Origin of the sequence: Bradyrhizobium sp. Gha, from assembly GCF_900113735.1 — a bacterium.
Lineage (GTDB): Bacteria > Pseudomonadota > Alphaproteobacteria > Rhizobiales > Xanthobacteraceae > Bradyrhizobium.
In genome coordinates, this window is record NZ_FOQM01000005.1 from 81438 (window position 1) to 102873 (window position 21436).

General features: G+C 61.2%; 26 protein-coding genes and 1 pseudogene. 8 read left to right on the forward strand and 19 right to left on the reverse strand.

Annotation, left to right across the window (positions count from 1 at the left end; translation table 11 throughout):
* Positions 1 to 141: 141 nt before the first annotated feature.
* Positions 142 to 1230 (reverse strand): recombinase RecA, encoded by a 1089-nt coding sequence (gene recA, locus BM222_RS09760; protein WP_057747344.1) that lies wholly within the window; start codon positions 1228 to 1230, stop codon positions 142 to 144.
* A 533-nt stretch (positions 1231 to 1763) separates the two neighbouring features.
* Here recA and BM222_RS09765 point away from each other — a divergent pair.
* Together BM222_RS09765 and BM222_RS09770 are read left to right on the forward strand one after the other, a co-directional pair.
* Positions 1764 to 1979: a hypothetical protein gene (locus BM222_RS09765; protein WP_092228051.1), complete on the forward strand. Its 216-nt coding sequence runs from the start codon at positions 1764 to 1766 to the stop codon at positions 1977 to 1979.
* A gap of 2132 nt (positions 1980 to 4111) precedes the next feature.
* The gene (locus BM222_RS09770) at positions 4112 to 4315 is read left to right on the forward strand and encodes a hypothetical protein (protein WP_092228052.1); all 204 of its coding nucleotides are present in this window, start codon (positions 4112 to 4114) and stop codon (positions 4313 to 4315) included.
* Here the strand turns inward: BM222_RS09770 and BM222_RS09775 are convergent.
* A complete protein-coding gene (locus tag BM222_RS09775) occupies positions 4312 to 4566 on the reverse strand; it encodes a hypothetical protein (protein WP_092228053.1) in 255 nt (84 codons plus the stop codon). The two genes, BM222_RS09770 and BM222_RS09775, sit on opposite strands and share 4 nt — an antisense overlap.
* A 95-nt stretch (positions 4567 to 4661) precedes the next feature.
* Positions 4662 to 4955: a lysozyme inhibitor LprI family protein gene (locus BM222_RS09780; protein ID WP_092228054.1), complete on the reverse strand. Its 294-nt coding sequence runs from the start codon at positions 4953 to 4955 to the stop codon at positions 4662 to 4664.
* A gap of 317 nt (positions 4956 to 5272) precedes the next feature.
* On the opposite strand from BM222_RS09780, the gene BM222_RS09790 reads away from it, so the two are divergent.
* A complete protein-coding gene (locus BM222_RS09790; protein ID WP_092228055.1) occupies positions 5273 to 5737 on the forward strand; it encodes a PaaI family thioesterase in 465 nt (154 codons plus the stop codon).
* A gap of 281 nt (positions 5738 to 6018) precedes the next feature.
* The gene (locus BM222_RS09795) at positions 6019 to 6261 is read left to right on the forward strand and encodes a PilZ domain-containing protein (RefSeq protein ID WP_092228056.1); all 243 of its coding nucleotides are present in this window, start codon (positions 6019 to 6021) and stop codon (positions 6259 to 6261) included.
* Between the two features lie 177 nt (positions 6262 to 6438).
* Here BM222_RS09795 and BM222_RS43270 read toward each other — a convergent pair.
* A pseudogene (locus BM222_RS43270) lies at positions 6439 to 6624 on the reverse strand (hypothetical protein); the annotation flags it as partial.
* Between the two features lie 9 nt (positions 6625 to 6633).
* Positions 6634 to 6867 carry a hypothetical protein gene (locus BM222_RS09805; protein WP_092228057.1) on the reverse strand — a complete coding sequence of 78 codons (234 nt, stop codon included), beginning with the start codon at positions 6865 to 6867 and terminating at the stop codon, positions 6634 to 6636.
* 152 nt (positions 6868 to 7019) lie between these two features.
* Between BM222_RS09805 and BM222_RS09810 the strand changes: the two genes are divergently transcribed.
* Together BM222_RS09810 and BM222_RS09815 are read left to right on the forward strand one after the other, a co-directional pair.
* Positions 7020 to 7424: a hypothetical protein gene (locus BM222_RS09810; protein WP_092228058.1), complete on the forward strand. Its 405-nt coding sequence runs from the start codon at positions 7020 to 7022 to the stop codon at positions 7422 to 7424.
* Positions 7425 to 7538: 114 nt separating this feature from the next.
* Positions 7539 to 7868 (forward strand): hypothetical protein, encoded by a 330-nt coding sequence (locus BM222_RS09815; protein ID WP_092228059.1) that lies wholly within the window; start codon positions 7539 to 7541, stop codon positions 7866 to 7868.
* Positions 7869 to 7924: 56 nt separating this feature from the next.
* Here the strand turns inward: BM222_RS09815 and BM222_RS09820 are convergent, their stop codons facing one another.
* Together BM222_RS09820 and BM222_RS09825 are read right to left on the reverse strand one after the other, a co-directional pair.
* Positions 7925 to 8392 carry a YeeE/YedE family protein gene (locus BM222_RS09820; RefSeq protein ID WP_092228060.1) on the reverse strand — a complete coding sequence of 156 codons (468 nt, stop codon included), beginning with the start codon at positions 8390 to 8392 and terminating at the stop codon, positions 7925 to 7927.
* A gap of 5 nt (positions 8393 to 8397) precedes the next feature.
* Positions 8398 to 8826 (reverse strand): YeeE/YedE family protein, encoded by a 429-nt coding sequence (locus BM222_RS09825; protein WP_092228061.1) that lies wholly within the window; start codon positions 8824 to 8826, stop codon positions 8398 to 8400.
* 180 nt (positions 8827 to 9006) lie between these two features.
* Between BM222_RS09825 and BM222_RS09830 the strand changes: the two genes are divergently transcribed.
* On the forward strand, positions 9007 to 10170 hold the full coding sequence (locus tag BM222_RS09830; protein WP_092228062.1) for a GNAT family N-acetyltransferase: 1164 nt from the start codon (positions 9007 to 9009) through the stop codon (positions 10168 to 10170).
* A gap of 7 nt (positions 10171 to 10177) precedes the next feature.
* Here the strand turns inward: BM222_RS09830 and BM222_RS09835 are convergent, their stop codons facing one another.
* The 5 genes from BM222_RS09835 to BM222_RS09855 form a co-directional block, all read right to left on the reverse strand.
* Positions 10178 to 10843, reverse strand: coding sequence for a DsbA family oxidoreductase (locus BM222_RS09835; RefSeq protein WP_092228063.1), 666 nt, complete (start codon positions 10841 to 10843; stop codon positions 10178 to 10180).
* 65 nt (positions 10844 to 10908) lie between these two features.
* Positions 10909 to 11730: a helix-turn-helix domain-containing protein gene (locus BM222_RS09840; RefSeq protein WP_092228064.1), complete on the reverse strand. Its 822-nt coding sequence runs from the start codon at positions 11728 to 11730 to the stop codon at positions 10909 to 10911.
* Positions 11731 to 11863: 133 nt separating this feature from the next.
* Entirely contained in the window at positions 11864 to 12724 is an 861-nt protein-coding gene (locus BM222_RS09845) for an outer membrane protein (RefSeq protein ID WP_092228065.1), read from the reverse strand.
* A 231-nt stretch (positions 12725 to 12955) separates the two neighbouring features.
* Entirely contained in the window at positions 12956 to 13057 is a 102-nt protein-coding gene (locus tag BM222_RS43275) for an IS66 family transposase (protein ID WP_143105931.1), read from the reverse strand.
* Between the two features lie 183 nt (positions 13058 to 13240).
* Positions 13241 to 14296, reverse strand: a complete 1056-nt coding sequence (locus tag BM222_RS09855; RefSeq protein ID WP_143105924.1) for a hypothetical protein — start codon at positions 14294 to 14296, stop codon at positions 13241 to 13243.
* A 462-nt stretch (positions 14297 to 14758) separates the two neighbouring features.
* Between BM222_RS09855 and BM222_RS09860 the strand changes: the two genes are divergently transcribed.
* The gene (locus tag BM222_RS09860) at positions 14759 to 15403 is read left to right on the forward strand and encodes a hypothetical protein (RefSeq protein WP_244547077.1); all 645 of its coding nucleotides are present in this window, start codon (positions 14759 to 14761) and stop codon (positions 15401 to 15403) included.
* A 63-nt stretch (positions 15404 to 15466) separates the two neighbouring features.
* Here BM222_RS09860 and BM222_RS09865 read toward each other — a convergent pair whose 3' ends face one another.
* From BM222_RS09865 to BM222_RS09895, 7 genes are all read right to left on the reverse strand, one after another.
* Positions 15467 to 15916, reverse strand: a complete 450-nt coding sequence (locus BM222_RS09865; protein ID WP_244547078.1) for a tetratricopeptide repeat protein — start codon at positions 15914 to 15916, stop codon at positions 15467 to 15469.
* Between the two features lie 167 nt (positions 15917 to 16083).
* On the reverse strand, positions 16084 to 16491 hold the full coding sequence (locus BM222_RS09870) for a hypothetical protein (RefSeq protein WP_092228068.1): 408 nt from the start codon (positions 16489 to 16491) through the stop codon (positions 16084 to 16086).
* A gap of 11 nt (positions 16492 to 16502) precedes the next feature.
* The gene (locus BM222_RS09875) at positions 16503 to 18119 is read right to left on the reverse strand and encodes a type II and III secretion system protein family protein (protein WP_092228069.1); all 1617 of its coding nucleotides are present in this window, start codon (positions 18117 to 18119) and stop codon (positions 16503 to 16505) included.
* Positions 18120 to 18530: 411 nt separating this feature from the next.
* The gene (locus BM222_RS09880; protein ID WP_244547079.1) at positions 18531 to 18953 is read right to left on the reverse strand and encodes a TadE/TadG family type IV pilus assembly protein; all 423 of its coding nucleotides are present in this window, start codon (positions 18951 to 18953) and stop codon (positions 18531 to 18533) included.
* On the reverse strand, positions 18953 to 20269 hold the full coding sequence (locus BM222_RS09885; protein WP_092228071.1) for a pilus assembly protein TadG-related protein: 1317 nt from the start codon (positions 20267 to 20269) through the stop codon (positions 18953 to 18955). The genes BM222_RS09880 and BM222_RS09885 overlap by 1 nt, the downstream gene beginning before the upstream one ends.
* An 8-nt stretch (positions 20270 to 20277) precedes the next feature.
* Positions 20278 to 20766, reverse strand: coding sequence for a hypothetical protein (locus BM222_RS09890; RefSeq protein WP_244547080.1), 489 nt, complete (start codon positions 20764 to 20766; stop codon positions 20278 to 20280).
* Positions 20767 to 20790: 24 nt separating this feature from the next.
* Entirely contained in the window at positions 20791 to 21390 is a 600-nt protein-coding gene (locus BM222_RS09895; protein ID WP_244547081.1) for a methyltransferase family protein, read from the reverse strand.
* Between the last annotated feature and the right edge of the window lie 46 nt (positions 21391 to 21436).

Below are 21436 nucleotides of genomic sequence, written 5' to 3' on the forward strand. Positions count from 1 at the left end.
CGATCAATGCCGCCCGACCAGTCGGGATCAGACGCTTCATCGCACCACCTGATCAACGCATCACAAAGAGAGACGGGCACTGACGACGTCGGCAACTCAACGTCCTCAGCGCCCGCTCCTCGCGAACTTTGACTCGAAGGCTTACTCGTCCGCGGGCTCTTCGCCGTCGGCGTCGCTCTCGGGCGTGCCGGCCAGGATCTGTTCGGAGATCAGGCCGGAGTTCTGGCGGATCGCGGTCTCGATCTTGGCGGTGATGTCGGGGTTGGACTTCAGGAACGCTTTCGAGTTCTCGCGGCCCTGACCGAGGCGCTGGCTGTCATAGGAGAACCAGGCGCCGGACTTTTCGACGATGCCGGCCTTGACGCCGAGATCGAGAATCTCGCCCATCTTGGAGACGCCCTCGCCGTACATGATGTCGAACTCGACCTGCTTGAAGGGCGGTGCAAGCTTGTTCTTCACCACCTTCACACGCGTCGTGTTGCCGACCACTTCGTCGCGCTCCTTGATCGCGCCGATGCGGCGGATATCGAGGCGGACCGAGGCATAGAACTTCAGCGCATTGCCGCCGGTCGTGGTTTCGGGCGAGCCGTACATGACACCGATCTTCATGCGGATCTGGTTGATGAAGATCACCATGGTGTTGGACTTGTTGATCGAGGCCGTGAGCTTGCGCAGCGCCTGGCTCATCAGACGGGCCTGCAGGCCCGGCAGCGCATCGCCCATCTCGCCTTCGAGCTCGGCCTTCGGCACCAACGCCGCGACCGAATCGACCACCAGCACGTCCACCGCACCCGAACGCACCAGCGTGTCGCAGATTTCCAGCGCCTGCTCGCCGGTATCAGGCTGGGAGATCAGGAGCTCGTCGATATTGACGCCGAGCTTGCGGGCATAGACCGGGTCGAGCGCGTGCTCGGCGTCGATGAAGGCGCAGATGCCGCCCTTCTTCTGGGCTTCCGCCACCGTGTGCAGCGCCAGCGTGGTCTTGCCCGAGGATTCCGGCCCGTAGATCTCGACGATACGCCCTTTGGGCAGGCCGCCGATGCCGAGCGCGATATCCAGCCCCAGCGAGCCCGACGAGACCGCCTCGATATCCATCGAACGGTCGTTCTTGCCGAGCTTCATCACCGAGCCCTTGCCGAACTGGCGCTCGATCTGCGAGAGCGCGGCAGCGAGAGCTTTACTCTTGTCCATGGAAGATCCTTCGACGATACGCAGGGCAGTGGTGGACATTGGGTCGTGCTCCTTATGGCGAGGATTCGCGTGCGGGACAAACGGTTGGCGGGGCGGCTCGTCGATAAAAGCAATGTACACTATCTGTTCTATGTTCGCAATATGTTCTTTTGCGAACTGGGTACGGTCCGTATTTAACCCCCAGTGTCCGAAGCTGAATTTAGAGGTGCCCTAATTCGACTGGGGAACGAATGTTCTCTTTGCAGCCTCTCGGTTCAAGAGACCTGCGGCTCCGGACACCTTCCTAGGCCGCAAGACACAAGAGCCCTTCCCGGAGGAAGATCCGATGGAGCGGGTGGACATCCAGAATCTGATCCACGGTGAATTGCAGCCGCCCAAAGAGTAAGGCCCCCGTGCTGTCCCCATTGGACCCTCGGTGTCCCAGCTTGTTCTGGCTAGTGTCCCCTAAGTGCACTTTTGAACCAAGGCGGCGTGAGATAGTTTACCCCCCATCACCGGCCGAGGCTCTGCCCGTAGGCGTCGGTGGCTGAGAGACCGAGAGCGCTCCCGCCTGCACAACAGGGAGCGCCGCCATGACGGAAAAGCCCGTCTATTTTGTCCGCCATCTTGCTGCAGAGATTGCCGAACAGAATGCCCGCATAAGGGAGCTGATCGCGCGAGCGTCCGAGGTGCTGAAACTGCCAAAGCCAGACACCTTTCTTGGTCGCAAGACCCAGGAGCCCTTCCCAAACGAGGACCCTGTGCCTCTGGTAACAAGCTTGGAATCTCTGGAACCAAGGAACTTATAGGATATGCTCGGCAAATGACGCGCGCGTAGCAAAAGTCGCAGCGGCCCCACCAACGCTGTTACATATGGCGGGGCCGCCTGCTCGACGAGCTCCGGGGCTGGAAATCCGGGCCCGAAGGCCACCAGAGTGTACGCCTCTCTGCCAATGATGATGATTGAAACAAAGGAGCACTCATTTCGGAGTGTCCTAATCCGCGTCTGCGGGTGCAGCGGCCCCGGGTACCTTGCGGGACTGGAGAGAGGATGTGACGCCGGGGCCGCGAGCGCACCAACTCGAATACACCTAGCACGCTGCGACAAGGCTCTGCCGCGTACCTTCCTTGCGCACCAACATATGTGAAGTGTCCTGGATTAACTTCGCTTGTGTCCTGCGGCATCATTGCGCCAATGACGAAGCGGCCAAAGAGAAGAGGCCAATGAGAAGACCTGCCTCGAAGGTCACGACCTTGATGTCTGGCGGCGAGAACGACACGTGCTTCGGCTGAAGCAGCGAACTCCGCAATAAGGCGGCCGCAGTTGGGCGAGTTCGTCCAGCGAACACCGTACAGAGAAATTTGGCAGTTTGTTTCGGGAACGATGGCTTTGGCCGCGCGTCTGTACGGAGCCCCCAGCCAGATAGGACAGCCCCCCGACTGCTGGAGGAAAACCCGCATCACGCGGGTTGGCGGCCCCCCATCGGGGCCGTTTAAATTTCCTGATGCTCGTCTTGATCTTTTATCGGCTTCGAAGGCGGGTACTGTCCGGCCCCAAGCGTCCCAACTGATGTAGAAGGCCGACTCAGTTGGCGTCCGCATCGGTCGCATCGAGCTTGATGAGACTTGGGGCTACGTCGGCAAGAAGCAGAAGCGCGTTGAACGGACAGGCATTCACCTCTGCGGCGCCTGAATTGAAAGGGGCCGCTTCTCAGCGACCCCTTGCCGGTTACAATCTTGTTCGGGATGAAATCCAGCCCCGGCAACAACCACCGTAGCGGTACCAAAAAGCCAAGTGGATTCCGGACAATTACCGTTCGCAATGCTGTCCTAATCTGCCTCCCGAGCGAACAAAAAAGCCCCGGCTCGCAGGGTTGGGGGGCATGAGCCGGGGCCATTCACTTGGGGTCGCCCTTGGGGAAGGGCATTGGGAAAACTCGGCAATCAGCCAAGTGTTCCAGCGAGAGCGGCCCCAATTGATTCGCAGATTGGGCTCACTCGGCGATGCGTGTTTGGCACGGTTCCGTGGCCGCCTCTGCAGACCGGTACACTGCTGCGAGTAAAGCTGCGCTTCTTTGCAAACCGGCGGATGCCTACTGTGCATGGGGTTGTTTTCGCAGTTTGCGTCAAAGCCGCTTCCGGCAAGCTCCCCTGCGGCTACATCAACACCAGTAGCACGACCCCGATCACCAACACCACGAAGCCAGCCGCCGTCGCGGCGGCAAATGACCGCTCAACCTTGTCCATGATGCCACCCCGCTAGCGGCGCGCCACGTCTCCCCCATGGCTTCGCCGTGCCCGCAAAGTGTCGCCAACGGATGTGTCCTAAGTTGTGCGGCCGGATGTCTGAATTGGGACGCGCGGCCTTTTCGCAAGTCACGCCAAGCGTGCGTAAGGCGTCTGTCAGCCGAATGCTCTAGCGTCGCTTCACCCGATGGACCAACATCGGGTCTCCATACCCAGTCGACCCCGCTCTGCCCCGAGCGGGGTTTTCTGTTGTCGGCGCGTGGGCGTGAAACTTGATTACGCAAGTCGACATCGTGTCGGCTCCTGGCTTGTCAGGCTGTCGTAAGCTGAGCGGGCTACGGTCATTGAGCTATGGTGTTGCAGCCCAGCACCTCAGCCTCCAATAACCTTCTCCCCGCCCGGCTCTCCCCTGGCGGGGTTTTTTCTTGTGCGGACTCGCGGGCGCGCGTGCGTGGCCATGTTCAAACCCGCTTAATCCCCGTCCGTGGTTCTCCGGCCATGAACAGAGTTCCTGGCCGAAAGCGCGCGTCCATCGGCTCCGCCTTTCAGAATCTGATTTCGCTTGTTTCGGAGCACGCGCGCTTTCGGGATTTTCGTGAATGTTCCTCGACTTACCGGCAAATTTCACTTGTCGGTGAATATTGTCGCGCTCAACATGTTAGCCGACATGGATAGGTGAATCGTGGAGGTGACCATGAATCACAGGGGCGTTGAGTTCACGATTGCAAAGACGGCGATCCCGGGCGTCTGGCAATGGCAATTCCGGATCGGCGATGAGACCAAGACGGGCAGGACCGAGACGAAGATCGACCTTCTGGCAATCCGTCGCGTGCAGCTGCGCATCGATCGGGAGTTGAAGGCCATCGGGCACAAGGCAGAGCGGCCGAACCGGGGCTAATCGGCGCTGGGCAGCCGTCGCATCGTGAATTCGATGTCGCCGCCGGGCAATTCGCGCCAATTCTCGACCTCGCTCATGTAGCCCGCCTTGGGATAGCGCGCGAAGAAGGCCCGCGCCCTCGCCCGTGCCGCATCGCGCGGCAGCGTGAAACTCTCGCGCAGATAGCCGTCGCCGGCCTTGTCACCCGGTGCGACAGCCTGCTTGCGCCGGCGCGCCATCCGCTCGGCGAGGTCCCGCGGGCGATCCGCCATATCCTGCCTCCTCAACGCAATACTGCCAGAGAATGTAGGATCAGAGCCGGGCCAAGGGGAGTCCCGAAAGTCGCGTTAGCGCGCCCGGCGCGGGGTCAATTGGCGGACTTGGTGGTCTTCTTGGGCGTGCTGGTGACGGCCGTGGCCTTCTTCGGCGCGGGCTGCTTCGGCGCATCGGCGCGCATTCCGCCCCAGGGATCGTTGGCCGCCTTGGCGTCCGGAATCTTCTTGAGCGTTTCCTTGTAAGCCTGGTCGCGCGCGGCATCCGCGGCCTTCTCGTCGTCGGTTTTGGACGGGCCGTCCGCCATCAGATTGATATGGGGCGAATCCTGCGCGAAGGCCGGTCCAGCCATCAGCGCGAGCACCGCCACCAAACGAATAAGCTTCATCACTCACTCCTGATTCATCGTCTCGGCGCCTGGCGGCGCCTCAATTTGCTAGAGCCGATCCGACCTGCACGATGTCGGCCCATGGAGCCAGTCGTCCCAGATCGGGCCGCATTTGGTGCAGCCACTCAGGGCCAGACCGAGCACGGCCAGGCAAAATACCAGGATATATCGACGCGACATCGTCCACCCGCTCCCAAGCGTGGCATCATACCGGGCGAAGTCGGGCATTTTCAAGCCGACCGCCGGCCGGTGACTTGGCCGGTCGCACGCGGGCAAAATGGGCGAAACATCCGGCAACCCAGGAGGGAACGACAGCAATGCCTTCGCAGCCAGAAGCCGAATTCGGGATCATCGAGGCCAGACGCATCCTCGGCGAGGTCTTTGCGCCCTGGGTTCAGGATCTCAACCTCTCCGTCGAGCGCATCGAGCACGCGCCGCCCGCGAACGCGCCGGACTGGCAGCCGGGCGCCCTGCTCCGCATGCCATTCTCGGAGCGGCTATGCCGCAACGGCGGCGTTGTCTGCGGCCAGGCCTTGATGGCGCTGGCCGACACCGCAATGGTGATCGCAAATCTCGCCGCCAACAGCGGCTATCGACCGATGACGACGGTGGACCAGACCACGCATTTCATGCGCGCGGTATCCTCGTCGGACGTGCTGGCGGATGCGCGCGTGGTGCGCCTTGGTCGCACCATGAGCTTCGGCCGCGTCACCCTGCTCTCAGCCATCGACAACAAGCCGGTCGCGATGGTGTCGAGCGCGTTCGCGATGCTGCCGGGCTGACGATCACCCGAAGACGAAGAGAGCCGCGTGAGCGCAAAGAACGCGCCGCGGCTCTCGATGACGATCCTACCGAAGCGACAGACCGAGACGTGATCGCGTCTCCGTCAGCACGCTTCAATCACGCCACAAGAAACGGCTTGTGGGTAAACTCGGCGGAAAGTGGCGCCGTCTCAACGTCGTAAACGAAGTCTGAAGCGCTCTGCAAGTAGCGCCAGTGTTGAGTTTAGATCAACGCAATTTCTATGCACTAATTTACGACCGTCACTTACGGACCAACGCGGATGATTGAGAAGCGCACAGCACGGCGTCACCGGGTCTTCAAAGGCGGCACGATCTGCTTTGAAAATAGCGGCATCGCGTGCACCGTACGAAACATGTCGGACGGCGGCGCGGCGATCGACCTCGATACGTCTGTCACATTGCCACGCTCGTTCACGCTCTCGATCGCGCGCGACAATTTCGTGCGGAATTGCCGTACCGTTTGGCGGTGCGACAGGCGCATCGGCATCGCTTTCCTGCAGTAGCGCGCGCGATGTGAACGACTGTTCGCATCGCATTGCGCGACCACAATCCTCGCCCGGGCGGGCAGACGAAACGCGACGAGTTGTCGCCGATCGATGTGCTCGGGGGCGGATTGAATCCGGCGGCCTCGGTCGCGCGGAATCGGCTTGATGAGATGAACGGGCGCGGCTGGCGTTGGCGTACAGGATCCGGAGGACCGGATCGAACGCCGCGCTGTCCCAATTCACGCCACCGCCAGTGATCGGAAACACCAGCGTGCGTTTCGTCGATGGCGGCGTGAACAGGCCGTCGTTGCGGGCCTCCGCGAACTGCCGTTTGCAGGACCAGGAGGCAAGCCGGCGTGATCTGTAACCGTCCCGCCACACCGCCCCGTTCTATTTCGGCTTGGTCGCCGACCCGCTCGGACGCGCCCCGCCCCACGGGTCATACTTTTCCTTGGGCTCCGGAATACGCTCGAGCGCAGCCTTGTAAGCCTTGTCGTCGACCTTAGGCTGGTTGTCCGCCTTCTGGCTGTCGTTGGAATGACGCCGACCGCCGCCCCCCATCTGAGCCTGCGCGGCGGCTACCGTCAGCGCCAGCACCGCGGTCGCAACGACCAAAATCCTCATTGGTGCTATCCCCTTGATCTGAGGTACAAACTAGCCTGCAATCCCACAATAGCCAATGTGGCGACCTCCACTCCTTCAGCAAATTTTGATTGGGCAGGACTTCGTCTCGACGAATTCGCGCCTATTTGTTGCCCCGCGGGGGAACTTCACGGATGTTGCGGATTGTTGCTCATGTGTCGCTGCTTGCCGGCGCGCTCGCGCTTGGCGCGTGCGGCTTTGCCGACAGCCGTGCGCCGGTGCCTGACTTCATGCGCCTCAAGGAAGCCGAGCAACCGCCTCCCGAACCGCCGCCCGACGTCAAGCGCGTCGTCCGCGAGCAGATTGACGTGGTCTTCCTCAACACGTCCTATCCGCGCGAAGTGCAGGTCGCCCTGCCCCATCACGAGGTCCGCGGAGCGGGCTGGACCGCCTGCGTCCGCGCGCAACTCACCTCGGCCACGGGCTCCGCTTTGGGCATCCAGACTTACATCGTGACGATCAACGGCGGAAAAGTCATCGACCGGCGGCGCGCGGAAGCCGACGACTTCTGCGGGTCGGAAACCTACGAGCCGATCTAGCGACGGATCGCGCCGCGCGGCGATCCGGTTCCGGGAAAAAGCTGTAATTCCGCCGGGAACGATCGTTGCTTCCCATTCTTGTTACCGCCGAGGGCAGTTTCGGAGGAGCACAGGATGAGGACGTTCACGATTGCACTGCTGGCCGGTGTCGGGGCTCTCGCTGCGGCGAGCAGCGCGAGGGCCGCGGATTTCTACACCACCACCGAGTACACCAGTCCGGATCTCGTTCAGGAAGTTCGGCTCGTCTGCGATGACGCCGGCAATTGCTATCGCACCCATGGCGGCGCGCGCGTGATCGTACGCGATTCCTACGCGCGGATGCCGCGCGAGCGCTATTACGAGCGCCGTTCCTATCGCGATTGGGACGATGGTCCGCGCGGCGGCGTCGGCATTCGCGCGCCCGGCGTCAGCGTGGGCGTCGGAGTTGACGGCGACCGCTGGTAAGCAACAAATCACGGTGGACGGGACCGGACGAGGCAGCTCGCCCGGTCCCGCCTGTTTCAGGTCTCAAGCGGATCGACCGGCGCGGCGAGGCGCGTCGATGACGGCAGCTGCGCGATGAAGCGAGCAAGCACCATGCCGGCAAACATCGCGACGACGAAGACGAGGGCGGAGATCGATCCGAAGCCGAGTGCGGTCAGTGCCGGTCCAGGACAGAAGCCGGCAAGTCCCCAGCCGATGCCGAAGATCGCGGGACCGACGATGATCCTCGGATCGATGTCGCTGCGCGTCGGCACGTGGAAGCGATCCGCCAACAACGGCTGCGCAAGCTTGAGGACATGTCTGAAGCCGACGAAGGTCACGGCCACCGCGCCGGCCATCACGAAGGCGAGGCTGGCGTCCCATGTCCCTGCCGGGATGCCGCCGAGATCGAGGAAGTTCAGCACCTTTGCCGGATTCGACATGCCCGAGATGACGAGCCCGAGGCCGAACAGCAAGCCGATTGCGAATTGGACGAGAATGGTCATCGCAATCAGCTCCAGTGCCGTATCAGGTAGACGGTGGCGACGCCCGTCGCCATGAAGGTGACGGTCGCGACCAGTGAGCGAAGCGACAAACGTGACAGACCGCAGACGCCATGGCCCGAGGTACAGCCGCTGCCCCATACCGAACCGAATCCCGTGAGCAGTCCCGCGACAACAAGCGCCGGTGTTCCCGCAGCGATGGTCTGCGCCGGCAGGCTGCCGGTGACGAGCCGCACCAGCACGGGCGCCGCAATCAGGCCCGCGACAAAGGCGAGCCGGCCGGCGAATGCGCGGTCCTCATAGGGCGGAAACAACCGCGACGCGATGCCGCTGATGCCGGCGATCCGCCCCGTCGCCCACATCAGGAGCACGGCGGACAGGCCGATCAGCGCGCCCCCGAGCAGTGAGGCAATCGGCGTGAAAGGCGTGGCGACCATTTGATCCTCCGGATCGAGGGCTTCCCTTCCTGCACTGGACCGGGAGCCTGCCTGATGCTCAATGAGACGTTAACAATACCACTCGAATTGAGGTGGCGTCCCAACTGTATTTTCCAATCTTTGCGCTAAGCATGACCGTAACGCTGGTCGCACGCCCAGCGCGAAAGGGGACGACGGGACGTGGTCGATATCGCGCACCAGGCTGCGATCAAACCGGCATCGGTGAAGGATGCAACGCGCGCGCTCGTCCCGCTCACGTCGATCGAGCCCGGCCAGTGGCGCGCGCTGGCGCAGCGGGCCGTCGAGCCCAATGGCTACTACCTTCCTGCGTGGGAACTCGCCGTCAGTGCCACCGCGCGCGACCGTGTCGGTGCCTCGGCCCTGTCGGTTTGCGGCGGCTCCGCGACGCGCCTGATCGGCTTGATGCCGGTGATCTCGCTTTGGCGGGCCTGGAAGATACCGCTGCCCGCGCTGGTGAGCGCGCATCCCTATGGCACTCTGTGCAGCCCCCTGATCGACCGCGACGTCTCGATCGAGGCCGCGACGGGGCTGCTGCAAAGGGCGCGCGAGGCCGGAGCACATGCGCTGATTCTGCGCGACGTCGCGCTCGACGGCGCCGCGATGGGTTCGCTCGAGGACGCGCTCGGCCGGGCCGGCCTGAAACCGCGCGTGCTCGGCTCCCATCTCCGCGCCAGTCTCGATGCGACGCAGGACGGCGACGGATTACTGAACGCCGCCCTCGGTACCAAGAAACTCAAGGAACTGCGCCGGCAACGCCATCGCCTGGCGGAGCATGGCTCGATCAGCTTCGACGTCGCAAGCAAGGCGAGCGAGATCAGGCCGGCACTCGAGAATTTCCTGCAACTCGAAGCCAGCGGCTGGAAGGGCCTGCGAGGCACGGCATTGATCCAGAACGCCGGCGATGCGGCCTTCATCCGCCGCGCCGTTCCCGCGCTCGCGGAGACCGCTCAATGCGAGATCGTCACCTTGCGCGCCGGCACGACGCCCGTGGCCGCCGGCATCGTGCTGCGCCACCAGGATCGCGCCTTCTTCTTCAAGCTCGGCATCGACGAGCGCTTCGCCAAATATTCGCCGGGCGTGCAGCTCACGCTCGACCTGACGCGCCATCTTTGCGCCGATCCGTCCATTGCGAGCGCGGACTCCACCGCGAGCGCCGATCATCCCATGATCAACCCGATCTGGCGCGGCCGCCTTGCGATCGGTGACGTGCTGATGCCGCTGCATCGGAACAATCCGGTGGTTGGGCTGATCCATGCAGCGCTGGTCGCGCATGGCTATGCCCTCCAGACGGCACGCCGCGCGATCCAGCTGCTCCGCAAGTAGGCCGGCGCTACTCCGCCGCCTGTGCGTTGATCTCGGCCGAGACCTGGCAGATGGCGCGCGCAAGCATGTTCGGATCCTGCGCGCCGGAGACGGCATATTTCTGCGCGAACACATAGGTCGGCACGCCGGAGATACCCTTCTCGGCAGCCTCCTGCGCATCGGCCGACACGCGCGCGACATCCTCGTCGGTGGCGAGGCGCTTGCGCACCTCCTCGGTATCGAGACCGATATCGCTGGCCGCCTGCACCAGCACGCTGACGTCGGTGAGATCGCCGCCATCGCGGAAGTACAGCTCCATCAGGCGCTGCTTCATCTCGGGGGCCTTGCCGATTGCTTCGGCCCAGAGGATCAGGCGATGGCAGTCGATCGTGTTGGGCTGGCGCGCGACCAGCTCGGGCCTGTAGACGAGGCCCTCTTCACTTGCCGCCGCGACCACGCGGCCCGCAATGCCCTTATAGGCCTCGACCGAGCCGAACTTGGTGGTGAGATAATCCTCGCGGCTGATGCCCTCGCGCGGCACCCAGGGATTGAGGAAGAACGGGCGGAAATTCAGCTTCACTGGGACGTCGGGCACGAGCGCCAGCGCGCTCTCGATCCGGTGCTTGCCGATATAGCACCACGGACACACCACGTCGGAGACGACATCGATCTGGAGCGGTTTCAGGGTGCTCATGAGCGCCTCCTTCGGCGGTGCGGGTTTTGCCCAACATAAGCCGCCCCCCCGCCCAGGCAAGTGCGCTAGCACATGGCTGCGGCCATCTGCCTGAGGCGCTCGGCCGTGCGCTCGTCCGCCGGAAAGAACGTCTCCAGCGCCAGCTCCGACAAGGTGATGTCGACGGGCGTGCCGAACACCATGGTGGTGGAGAAGAAGCTTAGTATTTCCCCGTCCTGGCGCAGCTTGAAGGGGATCGCGACATTGTCGCTCGACAGCGGCCCCGCGCGCGCCGGAATCGGATAGCTCTTCAGGTCGTGGTAAAGCTTGATCAGTTCAGGATCGGCCGTCGCCTCGCATTGCCGGTGCAAACGCTCGAGCAGATGCGCGCACCACTCCGCAAGATTGACCGTCCGCGGTGCCAGTGCTTCGGGGTGAAAGGCGAGCCGCAGCACGTTGACGGGCTGGCCGAGCAGCCGTTCCGGAATGCCTGCGAGCAGCGGCGCCACCATGCGGTTGGCAGAGACTAGGTTCCAGTGCCGGTCATAGGCCAGTGCCGGATTGGGCTCATGGGCCTTGAGGACGAGGTCGATCGCTTGCCGGGCTGACTTCAAGGCGGGATCCTCCAGCGTGCGCTGCGGAAAGGCCGGCGCGTAGCCGGCGGCGACCAGCAGCACATTGCGTTCGCGCAAGGGCACATCGAGACGCTCGGCGAGCCGCAGCACCATCTCGCGCGAGGGCGCGGCGCGGCCGGTCTCGACGAAGCTGAGATGGCGCGCCGATATCTCGGCCTCGCCCGCGAGATCGAGCTGGCTCATGCGGCGGCGCTGCCGCCACTCGCGCAAATGGTCGCCGATATGGACCGGCTGGCTGGGTTCGGCTCGTGCCGCGGATGCATGTGCGTTCATGGCCGAAAACCTAGCACGCACATTTCGCCCCATCCATTACCCCCGAGGTAATGGATGTTGGCACCTGGGCGATTGGAACTGTCTCTCCCGTATGAGCGCTGAACCGCGACAAGGCACTTAAGTCTGTAGAGGGTCAGTACCTGGCAATGACCGGGCCACCAAATTTGTATGCTATTCCTATCGTCGCGATGTGAGAATTGAGTTTCAAATCCGTCGCCAACGTCACAATCGAAACTCCGGGGGACACCAGCGGCAGCGAATTGCTCCACGTTCCGAAGTCCGAGTAACGATACTCAGCACGAAGCATCCAGTTTTCAAAGATTTTCGCGTCGATGCCGACACCGGCCGTCCAGCCCATTCGGGTCGTGCTGTTCGTGACCGTCGCAAAAACCGGGATTGCAGTTGGTCCGCAAACTGGATCAGTTAGGCTAGTTTGGCAGGTTGCGGAGCTGGAGAAGTTCTGGAACGCGATACCGCCCGTCCCATAGAGCAAAACATCGGGAGTTATCAGATATCCGAGCCGACCCCGCACATCCGCATCCCATTTAGCTTTTACACTCGATACATCGGCTCCGGGTCCGGGGACACCCAAAATGCAACTGAACGTGCAGCCGGGCACCCCCGCAGTCGTGACGGCACTGTCAAAATAGGCTGCATCGAGGATAATACCTGCAACCCACTGAGGCGCGAACTGATAGTCGTATCCGGCGAAGCCCCCATAGCGACCACCCGAGAGGCGAAAGCGTCGAGGCGAACTACCGTCCACAGTTGGTGGAGGAATTACAAAGCCCGGTGCAACAACGCCAATCGACGTAGTCGCCCAATTGGCGTTGGTCTGCTCGCCGCCGAGCGAGGCCCCAACATAAAAGCCCGTCCAAGTCGAAACGATTGCTTGGGGCACTTTGTACTGAGGGGCTTTCACAGCCATGTCAGCAGCGGATGCGCCCATTGCGCTGGCCGCCAGAACAGATACTGCCAAAGCAAGTCTTTTCATAAAAAGCCTCCCAGCACTCGCCGAATGACACAAAGCACCCGCCGAGTGGCACAAAGCAAAGCATAAACAAGTTCGTCGCGCGCGGATGTAACGTTCAAGCCACAGTCAAAAGCTTTCGGTGACTATCACATCGCCTTCCGATGCCGAGAAGTTTGCAGGTCTCGATCAGCGAGGGTGACCGCCCGGCGCTCGCCGCCCCCAACGGCGCCCGCGAAGAGTCCGTTTTACGATTCAGGCGATTGGCCGGATCGCGCGCTCGACGAAGTTGGAGTCGATCTCGGCGCGGCTGTCATCGAGGAAGCGGGTCAGGCTCCTCCCAACGCAAGACAGCATTCGGATCGCTTCTGCCGGCCGTACCAGGAAGGCGGCGTGGCCGCCCCAATCAGCCAAAGCCGAGCGATCGAGCGTGATGCCCTGACGCGCATAGATCTGAACCTGTCGTTACAGCGGCCTGCACCGGTCGCAAACGTCAGCAAAAGGTCGGTCAAAACACCGCTTACGAGCCAATGATCGTGACTAGAATCTACGTATGGCCGTGTCTGATCCTCGTTCGATCGTATCGACCGCTTGCATTGCAAATTCCCTTACTGCGCGGAAAACCAGCAATGCCCTGTCATACCACCACCCCTTTCTTTCGAAGAGAAATCTGGATTCTTCTCTCGTCAGATGAAGTATCTTCTCGTTAACAAAAACCTTGTGCGGACTTTGGGGGACGCCATTCCGTTCAACTGGAACGATTTCGGCATCATATACCAGGCCATGCATCTCTGCGAAGATCATCGCTTCGATGACCAATATGTCGATACAAAATTTCTTGTGTCTATCTTCGCGCTCAAGTCTCGCGACTTGCGGATGATATTTTCTACTCGCAAGCCATGCATAGACAGCTTTCGAATCAAACAGGAAAATGGCCGCAGCTTCTATGCCATCTTTATCTTTTGCTGCAAGCGCGAGCGCTTGCTGACGGCGGAGAGCGTTCTCGATGAGTGTTTCCGCGATGGCCAGCGGGGAATAGCTCCGCTCGCCTTTGCGAACAAGGTTGCTCTCGTAGAACTTACAAAAGTCCGATGCTGAGATAGTTTCTATCTTTGCTTGTTGTAGCGTTGCTCGGTATCTGGCCCTTCCGTCCTTTGAAATGGTTTTCATCACGTTGTCTTTGGCTTGCGCATACGCAATGACACGCTCGCAAACTTGTCCGCTGCTGGGCGATCGGACGTACTTGGGCATCTTGATGCATTCAAAGCCAGCTTTGGTGAGCGCATCGCGGACGATGCCTGAATCATCATCTAAGATGAATTGGCAATGAGCCATCGATCTAGGAAGCTGCTCTATGATGTCGGCTACCGCACCTCGTTTCTCGTCGTCGCTTATGTCTTTATCGAGAAACACAAACGAGCTAAGGCGCCTCCATTCATTTAAACTTGTCACTTTTGAAAATAGACCCAATATCTTTCTTTGGCGGTACGGAAAAACACATACTAGCCTGCCCGATTTGTTGAATGCTTTGGCTGCACGGTGCCCCTTCCTGTACACGGTGTCGACGAACCAAGGCTGAGAAAAGACCGATATCACGCGACCCCTCATAACCCGCAGTTTTCGGTTGTGTACCGTCGCGATATGCCTGCGCACGGCGACCGATTTCACACTAGCGGCGAGCAACGCAAGAAGGTGAGTCAGCAAAAGGCTTACCCAAATGGAGGCCCTATCCTATTGAGACGCTGCCCGTGAGCGCCGAACCGAGGCGAGAGTTGCCTGATCCTGACTTTGCCTCTACTCTGCCGGTGAACTCGATTGGCGGATCGATCAGCACTGAGACGCTCGCTCCTGAAGAAATTTGAACCGCGGTCACTTGACCGGAACACAGATCTCATCGCCCCTCACGATGAGACAGGCCCGGGGGTTCTATCAACGGCTCCCCCGCCTGCCGATGCCCGTATGCCCGCTGGAAGCAATGACAGTCGCCCGGCTGTGACAGGTTACGACGCAGCCGCATATCACGGTGACTACGAGACCACTTCGGATGCCTCTGATTTCTTGAACCCCAAATTCGGCTCCGGGCTGCGGGACGCATCACCAGGCTCCAACGTCCTGAGCAGGCTAGCGCAGCGGACGCAGCAAGCCATTGGCACCTGGCGCCGCCATCTCCAGCAGGGCCAACTACCGGAAGAGACCGGGCGCTCGGGCGCGAATATCGAGCGCGTATTGCTGGCGCTGCTGAGCCTGCTCGCAATCATGAGTTGCGCTGGCGCGACAGCGGCCCTGGTGCAACTCAAATCCGTGAAATCCGAACTAGCCGCCTTGCATCGCGAACTGCCGGCGCTCAGGGAGCGCGTAGCCAAGCTGGATCAGATCGAAAGGAGCAAGGAAGCATCCGACAAGGCGGGCGACCAAAACGTTCAGTCGTCGCGAGAACGTCGCACTGAAGAGGTTCCCCTTCTTTTCTCTCGCGAAGAGATTCAGCTCATTCGCGACTACATCAAGCCGGCTCCCGTCGCCGGTTCTTCCGCGGCAGCCATCAGCCTCGGCGATCCCGTCACCGGGCCGACGATCCCGTTCCCGTCTCCTATTACGGAGAAATTGCCCAAATTGATCGGCACGACGTTTGCGATCAGAAACGGCGCGATCATCATCCTCAAAAAGGACAGTCATCGGGCCGACGCCGTGCTTGGAGCGAACTAGGATTCGATCTTAATCGCCTCCCCATCGCCCTATGGGTAATCGCGCACGGTCGCAGTCAAGGTATCAAGGCTGGTTATTCGGCGGCCTCTCGATGAACCTGCGGCTGCCGTTCAGCAGTTCGAGGTTATTGGCAATGACCGGATTGCCAGGATCCAGCGAATAAGCCTTCTCAAACTTTCGCCGCGCCGCGCTGAGATTGCCGCGCAGCATGTACGAGTATCCTTGATCATTCAGAATTTGAACAGTTTCGCCTCCCAGCCGGATCGCTTGGGCATAGGCCTGATCAGCCAGATCGAAGCGGCGCAACTTGTCATAGCTCGCTGCGAGCCCAATCCAGGCCGTCAAATCCTTCGGCGACTTCTCGACGGCGTCCTTGAAATAGCGCTGGGAAAGCCCGTAACTGCCGCGATTGTAGTGCTCCAGCCCCAGCCGGACGGGTTCGTCCGATGGGTAATATTTGACGTCGGTCGGCTCCTGCACCGGGTCCCCGCCCGGCGGATCCACGGGAGCCACGATTGCAGCGTCCCTCAATGTTTGCTCGCAGCCCGCAAGGACTGTCCCCAACAAGCAACAGGTCAATATTAATATGATGCGCCGCATAACCCTTGTCCCCGCCCGGCTCCGCGGACGCATTGAAATATCATCGTTGAACTATCCAAAGCGAAGGATCTTTGGCCCCTTTACCTGCTTCCTACTCCGCTGACTCCGCCAACCGGCACCGACACTCCGGCGTTCGATCCAGGCGGCAGTCCTTCGATGTTGACATTCTGGGTAATCGGAGGCTGCTGACCCAACAGTCTCGTCGCAGGCGAGATATCAGGAAGCTGATCCACCGGCTGTTGCGTTTTGCCATAGCGCGTGACGGCGGCTCCCACGCGCCGGGCGTCGTATGCAATCCTGCGATCACTCACATTTCGCGGCCAGGGATTGATGGTGTGGGTGACGGCGTTGACCTGTTTGGCATCACCGGCGGTCATGGTGATGGTGTCTGAACGCTGGAAATAGCGGTCCATCTCATCATGACCGGCGAGGCCGTAACATCCGCCGAGCAGGAGAGGCGCGAACAGAGCCAGATATCTCATGGTCATCTCTCGCTCCGTCAGTTGAGAGTCTTGACGACCGGCTGGTCGGTGACAACAGCGGCGGGCGCCGGAACGGGCGCTCTGACTTCAGGCGCGATGATATGGCCATACGGACCCTTCACGTCGCCACCGGAATTGACGTAGTCGTTGTAACGCTTGCGGACTTCCATCTGGCCGTTGAGGAAGAAATCGACGTCGTTGGCCGGCAGGCGGGAGTCGAGCGGGGATGCCAGCTGCTGACCAGGTGCCGCCGGCGCGACCAGGCGCGGCGTGACGATAATGACCAGATCGGTTTCCTGCTGCTGGTACGATTTGCTGCTGAACAAGGTTCCGATCACCGGTACCGAGCCGATCCAGGGCAATTGCGAAACGTCCTGCCGGTTGCGGGTCTGGAGCAGGCCGGCGATCGCAAAGCTCTGGCCGTCGCGCAACTCGACCGTGGTCCGCGCGTCGCGGCGGGTCAACGCCGGAATGACCGTGCCGGCAATCTGCACCGCATTGGAGAAATCAAGTTCGCTGACCGACGGCTCGACCCGAAGGTTGATCACGCCGCGCGAGAGAACGGTGGGCACAAAGGCCAGCTCGACGCCGAACTTCTTGAATTCGATCGTCACCGTCGGGACCAGGCCAGCGGTGCCGGCGGTTGACGCGACAGGCACCGGGAATTCACCGCCGGCCAGGAAGCGAGCGGCATCGCCGGACAGCGTGGTCAAGTTCGGCTCCGCCAGCCGGCGAGCCAATCCCTTGGTTTCCAGCGCCGAGATCAACAAGTCCACCGAGCCGCCATTGCTGGTTCGGACGATGCTGGTCAACAGGCTTCCGAATGGCGTGGGTGCCAGACCACCTGCGGTGCCGACGAGTGTCCCGATCGTTCCGAGGACCGGAAGGCTGCCTGACCCCGAAGGCGAACCGATCGGCTGTCGGCTCGCCGTCGCCGCGCCCAGGCCCGTATTCCCCACATTGGTGCCATTGGCATTCGCCGCATAAAGGTTGACGCCCAGGTCGCGCCCGGCGTCCCTGTTCACCTCGAGGAAGCGCACCTCCAGCATCACCTGCTGCGGCGCCGCGACGCTCATCGCATTGACGACGACTCCGCCCTTCGCAACGGTGCTGGTGGCGATCGCCATGGCCCGCTCGGCCGAGACCGCGTCGGTTGCGGTTCCGCTGAGCACCACCTGCCCCTCGGAGGCCGAGACGCGAACGCCCCGCATGCCAGTGCTGGACCGGATGTTCTGCTCGAGATTGCCGGTATCGATCACGACCTCGACGTCGAGGATCCCGATCTGCTTCATCGAGGAGTCAAATAATATGACGTTTGTGGTGCCAGTCTGCTTGCCCTGGACATAGATCATGTGGTCGCTGAGCGACTTGACGTCGACGATATCAGGCGAGCCCGCGACAATCGTTGCAAAAGGCGTGTCGACCTTGAAGGTGCGTGACTTGTTGACGGTGACCTTGACCCGCTGGACCTCGTTCATCTCGCTGACGAAGACGCCGCTGGAGGACGCCGTCCGTCGCTCTGCAGCCGCGGCGCGGTCAACCGAATCAAGCAGCATAAGCGCAGGGCCAAGAGCCATCGCGCTCAAGGCGAGGAGCCTCGCTCCTGCCCTTCTCGAAATGCGACCGCCAGCCATTCCGACTCCCCCTCGCCGCGATCCACGGTTCTGGTCCCGTAGATCTACGCGCTCATCGTCTCAACAACTCTCCTTCGCGCACCACACCGCAGAGCTTACGTCGGTCCCACTACAAATCCGTTACTTCGGAATTTCTCGGGTTGGGCACAACTTACCCCCGCAATACAGTTCACCGATTCAATCGGCGCGAATGAAGTTCTAGATCATTTCCTGCGCGCGGCGCCGTTGCAAGGCGAGACCCTCGCCACCTTGTCGCAGCGCCCGAGAAAGTTTCTTAATGTTGCCAGCGAGCACCACTCTTCGGCCTGACGGGAAACATCTTGCAGCATAAGTGCACCCCAGCAGTCCCCGTCGCTTGGCGAGGACTGCCGAAGGCCGGAATTTGGGCAGGCGGGTGCTAGGACAGTGTTCCTAGAACGGAATCGTTGTGGAGGCGCTCGGCGCGTTCAGTGCCGTGCCCCAGATCGGCATGATCATGGTGAAGCCGGCCTGAGAGGCTGTCACCGTCAGTGCATTGGAGCCCGCAGTGGTGTTGACCGTCGGCGCGGAACTGCCATTCGTGTACAAGAAGGGGGCAGCCGCCTGCTTCTGCGTGGCAGACAGGTAGTCACCGGTGCAGCTCGAGGGTGACGTATTCGGTGTCAAACCCGTGACGGCCGGCGCGTAGCACTGCACCATCATCGCCCGCGCGCTAGCGCCCGAAAGCGTGCGCAGCGACTGCATGGTGATTGCATAGCGCGCCAAATCGAAAATAGCGAAAATCAAAGTGAAAAGCGGCACGAAGACGAAGATCAATTCGAACGACGCCATGCCGCGATTGTCGAGCTTTCTCATCACTGCACCAGAGCGACAACTTGGGTATAAGCGATGGTGGACGGAGCACATGAATCGGTGCTCAAGTAAGGAGTGCCGGTCATGGTCAACGTCTTTGCGATCACCTCTGAACAGGTCGTGTTGGTAGGCTGACTCGTGCCGCCGAACGACACGTCTGCCTTGGGGAAGTACATTGCGCCCGCGAGCTTGATCACACCATTGCCGCCAATGCTGACGGCCGCAGTCGATTGATCGTCAATCAGAACCCCATTCAGAGTAGAAGAGAACGTGTTGGTCGTGGGGGCGGCAAGATTGACAGTCCCGCCATTGATGGTGAGGCTCGAATTCCCGAGCAATACAAGCGTGACGTCTGTGCCGTTGACAGTTCCACCAAAAGTTATCGTGGCATTGTAGAAAAAGTACGTGCCTGCCGCAAAATTTACCGTGCCTCCAGCGTTCACCTTTAGGTCGCTGTACACCCCGCTGGCGCTGTTCGGGGTCAGAGAGCAGGTTTGGCCATTGGTAACGTTGCCACCGCATGGTTTTGTCGATGGACTCGTCCTCGTGTTGAACGATGCCGTCTGCAGTCCCTGCAGTGGGTCCATCGCAGATGGCATGAAGTAGTTGTGCGTTGCGCTGACGCTACCGCAGGTGCTGGTTGGGCTGCAGCCAGTTGCACTGTAGACGCCCCAGCCCGAACCCGTGAAGGATGGAGTGCTGGCAAACTGGACACTCGAATCCGACATCAGGGGGCACCCCGTTCCGTTATTGCTGACGTTGCCCCCAATCTTAAGTGCGCCTCCACCGTTCGGATCGGGTCCAAGCGCCAGGCCGCAAACTTTGCTCGGGTTCTGAACCATGGCGATGGCTTGAGCGGGTATGTTGACCGGGCCGCCGAGACCCAGTACCGCCACCAGGTAGGCCGGCTGTTGCTGGCTGACCCTGACGCGAACGGCATTGCCGGTGCCGGCAGCCGGCGTCGTGAACGATCCCGCGCTGAAATTGCCGATATCGACCTGCACAGTCCGCGCGACCTGGCTCGGGAGGCTCACACATCCTGAATAGCTGTCGCCAGTGTTGCAGAACGCGTTCTGCGCCGCGAAAACCCTGCTCTGGGTATCCACGGACGTACCGCAATTCCCAGCACCTGCAATATCGCATGAGAGCCGCAAGGCGCCCGCGTAGGCCGCAGCATCTGCGGCGTTCTGTCCTTGCTGCCTGGTGACGTACCACGACGCGGCCTCTGCCCCGAGCCCCACCGCTCCGATGAGCGGCACGAGAGCGATGACGGTTGCGAATGCGGCTGAGCCTCGTTGGGAGCGGAGCAGATTGCGCATGGGACCCCCTACTGGAAGCGTTCTGAGTAAGAGAGCGTGTATGTACAAGAGTTGGGACACAGCACCGGTCCCCAGATGATCGGAGCCAAAGTGACCGTCGTCGAAAATGTGTAATACTTGGGGATCTGGGTCAGGTTGGCGGAGGAGCACAGACTGCTTCCGCACCAAACCTGGATGTTGCCGATCGTATAACCAGCCACCGACGTCTGTAGGCCTGTCCCCCAGTTCACCGTGCCGTCGGAGCCGAGCGGGGTCTTGTACTGGATGTATTGCCCGAAGGAGCGCAAGGCCGCCCACGCGGATATAAACCGGAAGCCCGCAGCGGCCACGTCGGCGATCGGCATCAGCAGGAATGCCACGATCAGGGCATAGACGAACATCGTCTCAAACGCGACGGCGCCGCGTTGATTCGAGATGAGCGAGATTCTCCGCCCCGCAGCGGAGTTCAGCGCGTCCCGATGGCGCCTCCGGGCACGCGCGCTTCGAACGATGTCCATGACGGTTCTGCCACGCATAGCCGCTCACCAAACATAAGGGACCAGTCTCCAACGCGACGCTTCGTAACTGGAATACTCCGGGCAAGTGCGCCGAAGCAGGTCTTCCTCGTAAAGAATCCGGCAGACCTGGACGCCGATATGCAGGATCAAGACGATCACCGTGAGTGGCGTCAAATATTGCAGCACCACGCCCACAATCACGATCTCCTCCGCAAAATAGAGCGGATGCTTGATCCAGCGGTAAGGACCGGTTTGCACGACTGAACGCGCCTGCGGCACCAGGCTGAACGACCGCCCCAGGTGTCGGATGGTGACAAGCATCATGATCATGCCGATCAGCACGCAAGCGGTGGACAGCAGGTTCGGCAGCGCGTGATCGGTCTTGCCGAAGAGAGAGATCGTCCACGGCAGATAGGAGCCGAGAAATGCGGCCACTCTCGGCATCAGTCCATCCGCATGCGCCTTTGCCGGCGACCTGCTCATGACCAACAGGGCCAGGAGCATGTAGAAAATGGCAAGGCAAAAACTCGACAGAAGCGATGGCCAGGGATCGGTGAATGATCCAATTCTGATGGCGACGCAAACTCCCAACAACAAGAACCACATGCTGCCGAGCAGCTGCATGATCCACTCGTAAGACCGGCCTTTCGACAGGACCATCGTGCTCATG